This window comes from Pseudomonas sp. S2_F07 (genome assembly GCF_054668325.1).
Genome location: NZ_CP162758.1, coordinates 5,501,272 through 5,516,560, shown reverse-complemented (window position 1 = coordinate 5,516,560; position 15,289 = coordinate 5,501,272). Strand labels below are relative to the sequence as shown.

At 62.0% G+C, this 15,289-nt stretch carries 3 protein-coding genes; 2 read left to right on the top strand and 1 reads right to left on the bottom strand.

Annotated features, from left to right (window positions below; all coding sequences use genetic code 11):
* Nucleotides 1–87: 87 nt before the first annotated feature.
* Nucleotides 88–11,034, bottom strand: a complete 10,947-nt coding sequence (locus AB4O40_RS24970) for a retention module-containing protein (RefSeq protein ID WP_460057557.1) — start codon at nucleotides 11,032–11,034, stop codon at nucleotides 88–90.
* 588 nt (nucleotides 11,035–11,622) lie between these two features.
* Between AB4O40_RS24970 and AB4O40_RS24965 the strand changes: the two genes are divergently transcribed.
* The gene (locus AB4O40_RS24965; protein WP_056722286.1) at nucleotides 11,623–12,987 is read left to right on the top strand and encodes a TolC family outer membrane protein; all 1,365 of its coding nucleotides are present in this window, start codon (nucleotides 11,623–11,625) and stop codon (nucleotides 12,985–12,987) included.
* A gap of 139 nt (nucleotides 12,988–13,126) precedes the next feature.
* A complete protein-coding gene (locus AB4O40_RS24960; RefSeq protein WP_056721437.1) occupies nucleotides 13,127–15,286 on the top strand; it encodes a type I secretion system permease/ATPase in 2,160 nt (719 codons plus the stop codon).
* The last annotated feature ends 3 nt before the right edge of the window (nucleotides 15,287–15,289 follow it).

Sequence of the window (15,289 nt, the reverse complement as noted above, 5' to 3'; positions counted from 1 at the left end):
TAACCCCTGACCGGACATCGACCTTTGTCCCGGGCAAAAAAAACCCGCCCCCTTCCCGGGGTGGCGGGTTTTTTGGCAGGTTTCAGTTCACACCGTATCCACCTTCAACGAATGATCATTGAGCATGCCGTTGATAATGGTCGCTGTGTCATGCCCGCCCGCGATCACCCCACCCGCCCCCGGCGTAACACCGTAGTGGCTGGCCAGATCGACGCCGGCCAGGTCGATGGTCTGGTTCGGCGCGGCGCCGGCCATGGCGCTGACGTCGATGCTGGTCACTGTCGACGGCCCGCTGCCGATGACGGTGAAGTGCAGGTAGTCATCCAGCGAAGCCGTGGTGCCGTTTTCCCCTTGCAGCAGTTGCGACAGGTCGAGCTTGTCGGTGCCGGGCGTGAAATCGGTGATCACGTCATGGCCACTGTTGCCCTTGAGCCACTGGAAGGTATCGGTCCCCGCCCCGCCGGTGAGGGTGTTGTTGCCCAGGCCACCGATCAGCAAGTCATCCCCGCCTCCGCCGTTGAGGATATCGTTGCCCAGGCCGCCGTTGATCACGTTGTTGGTGTTGCCTCCAGTCAGGGTGTCGTTGAAGTTCGAGCCGGTGAGGTTTTCGATACCGGTCAGGGTGTCCGAGCCCGCGCCCAGGGTGTTCTGCGCAGTGAGCAGGCTGAGGTCGACAGTCACCCCGGCGCTGGCATGGGCGTAACTGGCCGTGTCGATGCCCGTGCCGCCATCGAGGATGTCATTGCCCTGGCCGCTGAAGAGCAGATCGTTGCCGGCGCCGCCATGCAGCTCGTTGTTGCCGGAACCGGCAGTGAGCACATCGTTGCCGTCGCCGGCATTGATAATGTTGTTGCCCGTGCCCGCCACCAGTACGTCATCCCCACTGGTGCCGGTAAGGGTGTGGCCTTCCTGATAGCTGATGGTCAGGTTGGCCGAGTCGCTGCCGCCGTGGTTGTCGTTGGCGGTGTAGGTGCCGTGGTAGTCCGTGATGACGGCCTGTGCTCCGGCGTAGTTTACGGTCATGGTCAGCTGATAGTTTTCCGCCGAATTCGTATCGCTGCCACTGGTGTTGGTGATGTTGGTCAGGTGGATCTGGTAAGTGCCATCCGCACTTGCGGTGATGGTGCCGCCATCGGCGATGCTTACGAACCCCCCACCGTTGAGCGAATACTCCATCGTGATGTGCCCAGGGTCCAGGTTGTGATCGAGGTTGAGCGTCTCACCCTGTTTCAGCTTGACCGTGATGAGGTCTTCATTGTTGCCATTGGAGTTGTTCGCCGCGCCAAGATAGCCACTGACCACCAGCAGCGCCGTCATGGTCGCCGCGTTGGCCTCAAAGGCGCTGCGCACGTTGGCCAGACTCTTGTTGGCGGGATTGTTGTTTTGACCGGCGAAGCTGATCGCGCCGGTTCCAGTGAAGTCCGCGTCCCCGGCGATCCAGCCGGTGTTGAACGAAGTCGGTGTCGCCGAGAGTTGATCGCCGTTGGGGTCGGTGTCGTTGGCCAGCAACAGTTCGCCCGGCACCACGACAGTGCCCGAGAGCACGTTGGTGATGACGTTATCATCAGCCGCCACTGGCGGTGCGTTCGGTATGACTTTGACCGTCAGGGTGGAGCTGGCCAGGTCGCCATCGTTGTCGCTGGCGGTGAATCCGATGTTTTCGGTAATCAACACCGACGTGGTTTTCTGCGAAATGTAGGCGTATTCACCGGTATCGAGATTGATCTGCAGGGTGCCGCTGTTGTTGGTGGAAATGCTCAACGTGTTGTCCACGGTGTTGAACGTGCCGTGGTTGAGCCCGCCGCTGAAGCTCAGCAAGCCCTGATTGCTGTTGCCGCTTGGATCGTAGGTGTAGGTGGTGCCATCCACCGTGATGGTCTTGATGAAGCCGCCATCGGCGCCGAATGTGCCACCTTCGCCCAGCAGTGAACCGGTCACCGGTGCGCCGATCACCGTGCCGGACAGCACCGAGTTGAGCTGGTTGAGGTCGGTCACCACCACCGCATTGGTGTCGGTATGGCTGCTGCCGTCATAGGCCAGTGGATTGAGGTTGGCGTTGCTCACGCCGCTGCCCAGGCCAATCGCGTAGTTCTTGATGTTGTTGGCATCGAGGAAGGTTTTCAGCGCGGTCTCGTCGGCGGTGCCGATTTCCTGGTCGGTGGTGGGCTTGCCGTCGGAGAAGAAGTAGCCGACGTTTTGCGCACCGGTGAGTTTGCCCGAGGTGTTGAACGCAGTCTGCATGGTCGCCACGGCCGCGTCGTAGTTGGTGCCGCCGTTCGCGGTGAGGCCGGCCAGCAGTGTCTTGGCGGTCGCGACATCCACCCACACCGAGGTCATGTCGGTGGCGCTGCTGCTGAAGGTGACGAGCTGCACTTTCACATCGCCCAGGTCGTCGTATTTATCCAGCAAGGCACTGATGGCCTGCTTGGCCAGGGCCAGGCGTGACAGGCTCGCGCCCGACGCGTCCAACACGCCGGAAGGGTCGGCCATGCTGCCGGAGACGTCGAGCACGATCAGCAGGTTGGAATCGATCTCCACCGCCGCCACCGAGCGATCCGTTGCCACCGCCTTGGGAACATCATCGACGATGCTGACCACGATGGTGCTGGTGCTGCTGTTACCCAGCGCATCGGTGGCTTTGTAGGTGAAGCTTTCACTCAGGCTGTTCGGCCCGTCGTTGGCGTTCGGCGAGGTTTTCGGTGCCGAGGTCAGGGTGTAGGTGTAGCTACCGTCGGGGTTGATCAGGATCTGCCCGTAGGTGCCGATGGCGCTGCCAACCAGGGTGTAGGTGAGCGCGCCACTGGCACCCGAGACCGAACCGACCAGGGTCCCGGACGCGGTTTCGCCCGTATTGCCCGGGTCACTGCCGGTGACCGTACCAGCGGCCAGGTCCTGCCCGCCCTGACTCAGGTCGAGGGCTTTTTCATAGACCGTCACGTCGCTGTCGGGGTTGGCCTTGATCGTGCTGTTGGCGACGTCGATGGTGATGGTGGTGGTGCTTTCATCGCCATCGGAATCACGCACGGTGTAGGTGAACGTATCCGTGGCCCCAAGATCGCCGACGGAATTCTGGTTGCTGTGATACACCGCGTTGCCGTTGGCATCGAGGGTCAGGTAGCCATAGGTACCGTTGATCTGGCTACCCAGCCCACCAATGGCCGAGGTCAAGGTATTGCCGCCGGCACGTACGCCGACCACTGTCGCCGGACCATCGGCGCCGCTGACGTCGTTGCCCAGCACACTGATGTTGACGCTGCCGCCCTCCACTACCGACGACGAGTCAGGTTTGGCGCTTGGCAGGTCATCGACGATGCTGACGTCGAGGTTACCCGTGGCGGTGGTGCCGTTGTCGTCGACCACGGTGACGGCGAACTGTTCGGGCAAGGTGTTGGCGCCGTTGGCGGTCGAGTGGGCTTCGTTATCGACCAAGGTGTAGCTGTAACTGACCACGCCGGTCGCCGCGTTGAATCCGGTGATGGTCAGGGTGCTACCCAGCGGCGTAGTGATCGATTGCGGGAAGCCGGCGGCCACGCCAGCGGTGACCACGGCGATGCCGCCCACGGTCAGGGTCGTCACGCCGTCGAGGGCCGTGACGGTGAAGGTGCCGTTCTGGGTCAGGGCTGGTGCATCCGGGTTGCTGCCGTCGCTGAGGTTTTTCTCGTAGACCGTCAGTTCACCGCCATACACGTTGAGGCCGTTGATGACCAGCGGGTCATCGTTGTTGTGGATCTGCAGCACCAGGTTCGCGGTGCTGCTGTCGCCGTCGGCGTCGGTGAGGGTGTAGGTGAAGGTTTCGGTGCCATTGCCGCCGCCGTGCAGGGCTTTGAAATCGGCATCGCTGGTGTTGAGGGTATAGGTGTAAGTGCCGTTGGCATTCAGCACCAGGGTGCCGTAGATGCCGGTGAAGGTCCCGGGGGTGATGGGGCCGCTATTTTCCCCAACCGTCACGCGGTCGGCGCCTTGCACGTCGTTGCTCAGTACGTTGCCGTTCAACGTCAGCAGGGTTTCCGAGGCCGTTGAAGCATTGCTGTCGTACACGGCTTTGGGCAGGTCGTCGACGATGTTGACGTCGAGGTTGCCCGTGGCAGTGGTGCCGTTGTCGTCGACCACGGTCACGGCGAACTGCTCGGGCAAGGTGTTGGCGCCGTTGGCGGTCGGGTGGGCTTCGTTATCGACCAGTGTGTAGCTGTAGCTCACCACGCCGGTCGCCGCGTTGAAGCCGGTGATGGTCAGGGTGCTACCCAGCGGCGTAGTGATCGATTGCGGGAAGCCGGCGGCCACGCCAGCGGTGACCACGGCGATACCGCCCACGGTCAGGGTCGTCACGCCGTCGAGGGCCGTGACGGTGAAGGTGCCGTTCTGGGTCAGCGCCGTGGCATCCGGGTTGCTGCCGTCGCTGAGGTTTTTCTCGTAGACCGTCAGTTCACCGCCATACACGTTGAGGCCGTTGAGGATTACTGGGTCATCGTTGTTGTGGATCTGCAGCACCAGGTTCGCGGTGCTGCTGTCGCCGTCGGCGTCGGTCAGCGTATAGGTGAAGGTTTCGGTGCCATTGCCGCCGCCGTGCAATGCCTTGAAATCGGCATCGCTGGTGTTGAGGGTATAGGTGTAGGTGCCGTTGGCATTCAGCACCAAAGTGCCGTAGGTGCCGGTGAAGGTGCCGGGGGTGACCGGTCCGGCATTTTCACCAACCGTCACCCGGTCGGCGCCTTGCACGTCGTTGCTCAGTACGTTGCCGTTCAACGTCAGCAGGGTTTCCGAAGCGGTGCCATTGCTGTCGCCCACGGCGTTGGGTAGGTCGTCGACGATGTTCACGTCGAGGTTGCCCGTGGCAGTGGTGCCGTTGTCATCCACCACGGTCACGGCGAACTGTTCGGGCAAGGTGTTGGCGCCGTTGGCGGTCGAGTGGGCTTCGTTGTCATTGAGGGTGTAGCTGTAGCTCACCACGCCGGTCGCCGCGTTGAAGCCGGTGATCGTGAGCGTGCTGCCCAGCGGGGTGGTGATCGATTGCGGGAAGCCGGCGGCCACACCAGCGGTGACCACGGCGATACCGCCCACGGTCAGGGTGGTTACACCGTCGAGGGCCGTGACGGTGAAAGTGCCGCTCTGGGTCAGGGCTGGTGCATCCGGGTTGCTGCCGTCGCTGAGGTTTTTCTCGAAGACGGTGAGCTCGCCGCCCCCGACATTCAAACCGCCAATCGTGATCGGGTCATCGTTGTTGTGGATCTGCAGCACCAGGTTCGCGGTGCTGCTGTCGCCGTCGGCGTCGGTCAGCGTATAGGTGAAGGTTTCGGTGCCATTGCCGCCGCCGTGCAGGGCTTTGAAATCGGCATCGCTGGTGTTGAGGGTATAGGTGTAAGTGCCGTTGGCATTCAGCACCAGGGTGCCGTAGATGCCGGTGAAGGTCCCGGGGGTGATCGGGCCGCTATTTTCCCCAACCGTCACGCGGTCGGCGCCTTGCACGTCGTTGCTCAGTACGTTGCCGTTGAGGGTCAGCAGGGTTTCCGAAGCGGTACTGGCGTTGCTGTCGTACACGGCGTTGGGCAGGTCGTCGACGATGTTGACGTCGAGTGAACCGGTGGCGGTGGTGCCGTTGTCATCCACCACGGTGACGGCGAACTGCTCAGGGAGTGAGTTGGCACCATTGGCAGTTGGGTGGGCTTCGTTATCGACCAAGGTGTAGCTGTAGCTGACCACGCCGGTCGCCGCGTTGAATCCGGTGATGGTCAGCGTGCTGCCCAGCGGCGTAGTGATCGATTGCGGGAAGCCCGCCGCCACACCAGCGGTGACCACGGCGATGCCGCCCACGGTCAGGGTCGTCACGCCGTCGAGGGCCGTCACGGTGAAAGTGCCGTTCTGGGTCAGCGCCGTGGCATCCGGGTTGCTGCCGTCGCTGAGGTTTTTCTCGTAGACCGTCAGTTCACCGCCATACACGTTGAGGCCGTTGATGACCACCGGATCGTCGTTGTTGTGGATCTGCAGCACCAGGTTCGCGGTGCTGCTGTCGCCGTCGGCGTCGGTCAGCGTATAGGTGAAGGTTTCGGTGCCGTCGCCACCGCCGTGCAACGCCTTGAAATCGGCATCACTGGTGTTGAGGGTATAGGTGTAGGTGCCGTTGGCATTCAGCACCAAAGTGCCGTAGGTGCCGGTGAAGGTGCCGGGGGTGACCGGTCCGGCATTTTCACCAACCGTTACCCGGTCGGCGCCTTGCACGTCGTTGCTCAGTACGTTGCCGTTGAGGGTCAGCAGGGTTTCCGAAGCGGTACTGGCGTTGCTGTCGTACACGGCTTTGGGCAGGTCGTCGACGATGTTGACGTCGAGTGAACCGGTGGCGGTGGTGCCGTTGTCGTCGACCACGGTCACGGCGAACTGCTCGGGCAGTGAGTTGGCACCATTGGCAGTTGGGTGGGCTTCGTTATCATTGAGGGTGTAGCTGTAGCTCACGACGCCGGTCGCCGCGTTGAACCCAGTGATGGTCAGCGTGCTGCCCAGCGGCGTAGTGATCGATTGCGGGAAGCCCGCCGCCACACCAGCGGTGACCACGGCGATGCCGCCCACGGTCAGGGTCGTCACGCCGTCGAGGGCCGTCACGGTGAAAGTGCCGTTCTGGGTCAGCGCCGGTGCATCCGGGTTGCTGCCGTCGCTGAGGTTTTTCTCGTAGACCGTCAGTTCACCGCCATACACGTTGAGGCCGTTGAGGATTACTGGGTCATCGTTGTTGTGGATCTGCAGCACCAGGTTCGCGGTGCTGCTGTCGCCGTCCGAATCGGTGAGGGTGTAGGTGAAGGTTTCGGTGCCGTTGCCGCCGCCGTGCAATGCCTTGAAATCGGCATCGCTGGTGTTGAGGGTATAGGTGTAGGTGCCGTTGGCATTCAGCACCAGGGTGCCGTAGGTGCCGGTGAAGGTGCCGGGGGTGATCGGGCCGGCATTTTCACCAACCGTTACCCGGTCGGCGCCTTGCACGTCGTTGCTCAGTACGTTGCCGTTGAGGGTCAGCAGGGTTTCCGAAGCGGTACTGGCGTTGCTGTCGTACACGGCGTTGGGCAGGTCGTCGACGATGTTGACGTCGAGTGAACCGGTGGCGGTGGTGCCGTTGTCGTCGACCACGGTCACGGCGAACTGCTCGGGCAGTGAGTTGGCACCATTGGCAGTTGGGTGGGCTTCGTTATCATTGAGGGTGTAGCTGTAGCTCACGACGCCGGTCGCCGCGTTGAACCCAGTGATGGTCAGGGTGCTGCCCAGCGGCGTAGTGATCGATTGCGGGAAGCCCGCCGCCACACCAGCGGTGACCACGGCGATGCCGCCCACGGTCAGGGTCGTCACGCCGTCGAGGGCCGTGACGGTGAAGGTGCCGTTCTGGGTCAGCGCCGGTGCATCCGGGTTGCTGCCGTCGCTGAGGTTTTTCTCGTAGACCGTCAGTTCACCGCCATACACGTTGAGGCCGTTGAGGATTACTGGGTCATCGTTGTTGTGGATCTGCAGCACCAGGTTCGCGGTGCTGCTGTCGCCGTCCGAATCGGTGAGGGTGTAGGTGAAGGTTTCGGTGCCGTTGCCGCCGCCGTGCAATGCCTTGAAATCGGCATCGCTGGTGTTGAGGGTATAGGTGTAGGTGCCGTTGGCATTGAGCACCAAAGTGCCGTAGGTGCCGGTGAAGGTACCGGGGGTGATCGGGCCGGCATTTTCACCAACCGTCACGCGGTCGGCGCCTTGCACGTCGTTGCTCAGTACGTTGCCGTTGAGGGTCAGCAGGGTTTCCGAAGCGGTACTGGCGTTGCTGTCGTACACGGCGTTGGGCAGGTCGTCGACGATGTTGACGTCGAGTGAACCGGTGGCGGTGGTGCCGTTGTCGTCGACCACGGTGACGGCGAACTGCTCAGGGAGTGAGTTGGCACCATTGGCAGTTGGGTGGGCTTCGTTATCGACCAAGGTGTAGCTGTAGCTGACCACGCCGGTCGCCGCGTTGAATCCGGTGATGGTCAGGGTGCTACCCAGCGGCGTAGTGATCGATTGCGGGAAGCCGGCGGCCACGCCAGCGGTGACCACGGCGATACCGCCCACGGTCAGGGTCGTCACGCCGTCGAGGGCCGTGACGGTGAAGGTGCCGTTCTGGGTCAGCGCCGTGGCATCCGGGTTGCTGCCGTCGCTGAGGTTTTTCTCGAAGACGGTGAGCTCGCCGCCCCCAACATTCAAACCGCCAATCGTGATCGGGTCATCGTTGTTGTGGATCTGCAGCACCAGGTTCGCGGTGCTGCTGTCGCCGTCCGAATCGGTGAGGGTGTAGGTGAAGGTTTCGGTGCCGTTGCCACCGCCGTGCAACGCCTTGAAATCGGCATCGCTGGTGTTGAGGGTATAGGTGTAAGTGCCGTTGGCATTGAGCACCAAAGTGCCGTAGGTGCCGGTGAAGGTCCCGGGGGTGACCGGTCCGGCATTTTCACCAACCGTTACCCGGTCGGCGCCTTGCACGTCGTTGCTCAGCACGTTGCCGTTCAACGTCAGCAGGGTTTCCGAAGCGGTACTGGCGTTGCTGTCGCCCACGGCGTTGGGTAGGTCGTCGACGATGTTCACGTCGAGGTTGCCCGTGGCAGTGGTGCCGTTGTCATCCACCACGGTCACGGCGAGCTGTTCGGGCAAGGTGTTGGCGCCGTTGGCGGTCGAGTGGGCTTCGTTATCGACCAGTGTGTAGCTGTAGCTCACCACGCCGGTCGCCGCGTTGAATCCGGTGATGGTCAGGGTGCTGCCCAGCGGCGTAGTGATCGATTGCGGGAAGCCCGCCGCCACACCAGCGGTGACCACGGCGATACCGCCCACGGTCAGGGTGGTTACACCGTCGAGGGCCGTGACGGTGAAAGTGCCGCTCTGGGTCAGGGCTGGTGCATCCGGGTTGCTGCCGTCGCTGAGGTTTTTCTCGAAGACGGTGAGCTCGCCGCCCCCAACATTCAAACCGCCAATCGTGATCGGGTCATCGTTGTTGTGGATCTGCAGCACCAGGTTCGCGGTGCTGCTGTCGCCGTCCGAATCGGTGAGGGTGTAGGTGAAGGTTTCGGTGCCGTTGCCACCGCCGTGCAACGCCTTGAAATCGGCATCGCTGGTGTTGAGGGTATAGGTGTAAGTGCCGTTGGCATTGAGCACCAAAGTGCCGTAGGTGCCGGTGAAGGTGCCGGGGGTGACCGGTCCGGCATTTTCACCAACCGTTACCCGGTCGGCGCCTTGCACGTCGTTGCTCAGCACGTTGCCGTTCAACGTCAGCAGGGTTTCCGAAGCGGTACTGGCGTTGCTGTCGCCCACGGCGTTGGGTAGGTCGTCGACGATGTTCACGTCGAGGTTGCCCGTGGCAGTGGTGCCGTTGTCATCCACCACGGTCACGGCGAGCTGTTCGGGCAAGGTGTTGGCGCCGTTGGCGGTCGAGTGGGCTTCGTTATCGACCAGTGTGTAGCTGTAGCTCACCACGCCGGTCGCCGCGTTGAATCCGGTGATGGTCAGGGTGCTGCCCAGCGGCGTAGTGATCGATTGCGGGAAGCCCGCCGCCACACCAGCGGTGACCACGGCGATACCGCCCACGGTCAGGGTCGTCACGCCGTCGAGGGCCGTCACGGTGAAAGTGCCGTTCTGGGTCAGCGCCGGTGCATCCGGGTTGCTGCCGTCGCTGAGGTTTTTCTCGTAGACCGTCAGTTCACCGCCATACACGTTGAGGCCGTTGAGGATTACTGGGTCATCGTTGTTGTGGATCTGCAGCACCAGGTTCGCGGTGCTGCTGTCGCCGTCCGAATCGGTGAGGGTGTAGGTGAAGGTTTCGGTGCCGTCGCCACCGCCGTGCAACGCCTTGAAATCGGCATCGCTGGTGTTCAGCGTGTAGGTGTAAGTGCCATTGGCATTCAGCACCAGGGTGCCATAGGTGCCGGTGAAGGTGCCGGGGGTGATGGGGCCGCTATTCTCCCCAACCGTCACGCGGTCGGCGCCTTGCACGTCGTTGCCCAGCACGTTGCCATTGAGGGTCAGCAGGGTTTCCGAGGCGGTGCCATTGTTGTCATCGACTGCTTGCGGTACGTCGTCGATGATGTTGATTGTCACTGTGCCGGTAGTGCTGTCGCCATTGCTGTCGCTGGCCACCACGGTGACGTGTTCGACAAGACTATTGGCACCCTCGCCACTCGCGTGGGATTCGGCACGGTTGAGGGTGTAGCTGTAACTGACCACGCCCGTGGCCGGGTCGAAACCGGTGACGGTCAGCGTGCCGCCCAACGGGGAGGTTAGCGACTGCGGGAAACCTGCCGCAACGCCGCCGCTGATCAAGTTGATCGCGCCGATGCTGAGGCTGCTCAGCCCGTCTGGCGCATTGATGGTGAAGGTGCCGCTTCGCGTCAGTAAGCCTTCGTTCCTCGCCGAACCATCGGCCAGGTTGGCCTCGTTGACAGTCCGCTCGCCGTTCTGTTCCGACAGGTCTTCGAAAGTGACCGGATTGTTCGGCACCTGCGCAACCACCGGCGGCACAACAGGGGCTTGCTCCGCTACAGCATTGTCCGGATTAGCGTTCAGGCGTTCTTCGGGAAGTTCGGGAATGCCATTGAACCCGGCAGTGGGGAAGCCGATGACCGGATCAACTCGCCCACCCACTTCCTCGAGCATGACGAAACTATGGCCACTGCCCGGGATGCCACCCGGTACACCGGTAGTCGTGGCGGACCCGGCAGCGGTGGCTTCGGCGGTTTGGGTCGGGTCGTCGCCCGCCGCGATGGCTTTTTGCAGCTGTTCGACATCGGTCAGTTGCGCTTCGCTCGGCGTCAGGGCTTCAGGTGAGTCCACATGGGGAATCTGATTGGCGAGCAACTGCGGTGTCATCTGCATGCTGCTGTCGCGCCCGAGGGTCAGTTCCTGGCCATTTTGCAGATGCACCGCCACCGCGCCTTCAGCGCCAGTGGTCAGTTGGTCGCCAGCGAACAGCCGGTCCCCCTCGACCAAAGCACGCCGGGTGCCGTCGCTCGCAACCGCGAATACCTGACCGATGACCTTACTGACGATTCCGATGAGCGTTGCCATGTGCACTTCCTCCGCTGCCAACCGCTGTCGGCACCTTGATTGTGCGAAGAACGTGCTCATGGCTCGAGCGGGTTGTCTGGCGGATCGTGCACCGGGTGCCGGATTACTTGAGTAAGCCGTGGCCCCGGCACCGATCTCGCCCAGCCAGTCGCTCGCGGCGCTGTTTACGATTTCGGGAAAACCCCTCTGCAATCAATGGCATCGGATCCCTGTGCGCAACAACCTTGCCTGTGAGCGATGCGTAACGATCTTGAATCACTCAAGTGACAAAAAACCGTCACCACCAGATCGCTCGCGTCCCTCCCCTCCAGCACTTCTCCGCTCTTTGTCGATAAGTGGATTGGAACTTTCCTCAAACCCTCGATAAGCGCCAGAGAGCTCGTAAAACAAGGGCTTTCGAGTTGAACAATGTGCTGGATTTCGCAGAGCGCATAAGTTTTTTTTGGCATAAGCGTTATGAAAAAAATTTCTTAGCTACGCTCCAGAATGTTCTTAGCTCTTTTGTTAAAGATGTGAAACAACTTTACCTATAAATGTCGTCAAATAATTGGCGACAGATAAGCACCATCAGGAATCAGGGAGATGTACATGCGCCTATTAACCCCCCTCTGCAGCGCGGTTCTTTTGGCCATGGCCTGCTCGTCCCAGGCTCAGGCCATGACGCTGACCGAAGCGATCCAGAGCACCATTGCGACCCACCCGGAACTGGCATCCCGTGTAGACAGCCGACTGTCGGCGGATGAGGACGTAAAGGTCGCCAAAGGGGGCTTTTATCCATCGGTTGATCTGAACGCCGCTTACGGGCGCGGGTACAGCGATAACACCAATACCCGGGCGCTCACTCCCGGCGGACACAACACAGAAACCTTGAACTACACCCAATCGGAATTACGCCTGCGGCAAATGCTCTTCGACGGGTTCAACACTTCAAATGAAGTCCAGCGCACCAAAGGCGTGGTCAACTCGCGAGCCTATTACGCTCAGGGTACGGCTCAGGATCTGGCCCTGCGCACCACCGAGGTTTACCTGGAAGTCCTCAAGCGCCGCGAACTGGTGACACTGGCCAAGAACAACCTGCAAGCGCACTTGCGGGTCAACGACCAGATCGGCCTGCGCACCCAGCGCGGCGTGGGCAGCAACGCCGATGCCGACCAGTCCAGCGCTCGCCGGGCACTGGCGGAAAACAACCTCGACACCGCCGAAGTCGATCTGGCCGACGCCGAGTCGAACTTCTATGCCGTTGTGGGGCGCATGCCCGATGAGCTCGAAACCCCGCCGTCGATTCGCGGCGAAGTCCCCCCCACCCTGCCCGAAGCCCAGCAGAGCATGGTGGAAAACAACCCTTACCTGAAATCCGCCCAGGCCGACGTGCAATCGGCCGAAAGCCAGTACGAAGTCGCCAAGTCACCGTTCTACCCGCGCTTGGACGCCGAGGCGGCAGTAGGCGCGAACAACAACGTGCAGGGTGACGAAGGTCACGACAACGAATGGCGGGTTGGCGTGGTGATGAACTACAACCTGTTCCGTGGAGGCAGCGACAAGGCGCGCCTGGCCTCCGACTCGCACAAGATCAACCAGGCCATGGACATCCGTAACAATGCCTTGCGCCAGCTCAACGAGAACATTCACCTGGCCTGGAACGCCATGGTCAATGCCAAGAAACAAACCCCGACCGCCCGTGAGTACGCCGACACCAGCAAGCGTGTACGCATCGCCTACCAGGATCAGTTCGGCCTCGGCCAACGGACCCTGCTGGACCTGCTCGACAGTGAAAACGAGCTCTACAACGCCAACCGTCGCTACACCGAAGTGCGCTATACCGAAGAGTTCTCTATGTACCGTGTCCTGGCGAACATGGGCCAGTTGCTGAGCAAGCAACGGGTCGTACTGCCCGCCGACGCGATCGCCCAGACCGAAGTGAAAAACGAAGCTCGTCTGCCTGAAATGAAATAACCGTAGGAACTGCCGCAGGCTGCGATCTTTTGACTTTGCTTTTGAGCAATCAAGATCAAAAGATCGCAGCCTGCGGCAGCTCCTACAGTGAGATATGCAGATATCTGTCGATTGCCGCAGAGCAACGGGAGCAATCAATGTGACCAGCATGGAACCCGGCAACACTGGTGTCGATCCGCGCCTGAGCTTCGATGACCCGCTTCTGGACGGTCTGTTGATCCTCTGCAAACTCCACGGCGCGACGGTCAGTCGCGCCAGCCTCAGTGCCGGGCTGCCCATGGCACACCAACGCCTGAGCCTGGACCTGCTGCCCCGTGCAGCGGCCCGGGCCGGTTTGCAGGCGCGCTTGCTGCGCCGCGACCTCAAGGACATCTCCCCACTCAACCTGCCCGTGCTGCTGTTGCTCAACAACGGCCGCACGGCCGTGCTGCGCCGTTATGGCGAGGACGGCAAGGTGCTGATCCTGCCCAGCGAAGCCGACGGTGGCGAACAATGGCTCAGCCCCGAGGAGCTGGCCGAACACTACAGTGGCCAGGCGTTGTTTGCCCGGCCACGCCACGAACTCGAAGACTTGCGCTCGCCACTGGTGCCTCGGGTGCAGGCCTGGTTTCGCGATACGCTGAAGCTGTCGAAATGGCTGTACAGCGATGCAATCCTGGCGAGTTTCCTGATCAACCTGCTGGGCCTGATGGTGCCGCTGTTCGTGATGCAAACCTACGATCGCGTGGTGCCGAACCAGGCCACTTCGACCTTGTGGGTGCTGGCGATCGGCTTGCTGATCGGCACCGCTTTCGAACTGGTGCTGCGGGTCGTGCGTGCGCACTTGCTGGATACCGCCGGCAAGAAAACCGATGTGATCCTGTCGGCCACCCTGTTCGAGCGCATCACCGGCATGGCGATGAAGGCAAGGCCGGCGACCATCGGTGGCTTCGCCCAAAGCATTCATGACTTCCAGGGCCTGCGGGAATTTCTCACCGCCGTGACCCTCACCAGCCTGATCGACCTGCCCTTCTGCCTGCTGATGCTGCTGGTGATCGGCCTGCTCGGTGGCTGGCTGGTGGTGATCCCGATACTGGCGTTCCCCCTCACCATCATCTTCGCCATGGTGATCCAGGTGCGCCTGCGCGATACCGTGCAGAAAAGCCTCAGCCTGGGCGCCGAACGCCAGGCACTGTTGATCGAAACCCTCAGTGGCCTGGAAACCCTCAAGGCTTGCAGCGCCGAAAGCGAACGCCAGCACAAATGGGAAAGCACCCACGGCGCCCTCACCCGTCTCGACAGCCACGCACGCAACCTCTCGGCCCTGGCCACCAACGGCACGTTGTTCATCCAGCAACTGTCCGGCATGGCCACCATCGTCGCCGGGGTCTACAGCATCATCGCCGGCAACCTGAGCGTCGGTGCCCTGGTGGCCAGCTACATGCTCGGCAGTCGGGTACTGGCGCCACTGGGGCAAATCGCCGGCCTGATCACCCGCTACCAGCAAGCGCAACTGACCATGAAAAGCACCGATGCGCTGATGGGCCTGCCCCAGGAGCGCGATGCCAGACAACGGCCGCTGGAGCGCACCCAACTGCAAGGCGCGCTGGATGTTGTCGGCGTGACCTTCCACTATAACGGCCAGAGTACTCCCGCCCTGGCCAATGTCAGCTTCAGTGTGAAACCCGGCGAGCGCGTCGGCATCATCGGTCGCAGCGGCTCAGGCAAAAGCACCCTGGCGCGCCTGGTGATGGGCTTCTACGAACCGGATGAAGGCCAACTGCTGCTCGATGGCTTGGACCTGCGGCAACTGGACGTCGCCGACCTGCGCCATCAAATCGGTTACGTCGCCCACGACCTGCCGCTTCTGGCCGGCAGCCTGCGCGATAACCTGACCCTCGGCGCGCGCTATATCAGCGACTCACGCATGCTCGAAGTGGCGGAAATGACCGGCGTTACCGAGCTGGCCCGGCAACACCCGCAAGGCTTCGACCGGCCCGTGGGCGAACGCGGGCAACTGTTGTCCGGCGGCCAGCGTCAGGCCGTATTGATGGCCCGGGCGATGTTGCTCGACCCGCCCATCATGCTGCTCGACGAACCCACCAGCGCCATGGACAACAGCAGCGAAGACGTCCTGCGGCAAAAACTTCACGACTGGGTCCAGGGCAAAACCATCCTGCTGGTGACCCACCGAACCTCGATGCTGAGCCTGGTGGACCGGCTGGTGGTACTGGACAGCGGACGGATCGTCGCCGACGGTCCGAAGGAAGCTGTCATCGATGCACTGCGCAAGGGCCGTGTCGGCTCTGCGGCCGTCTAGGAG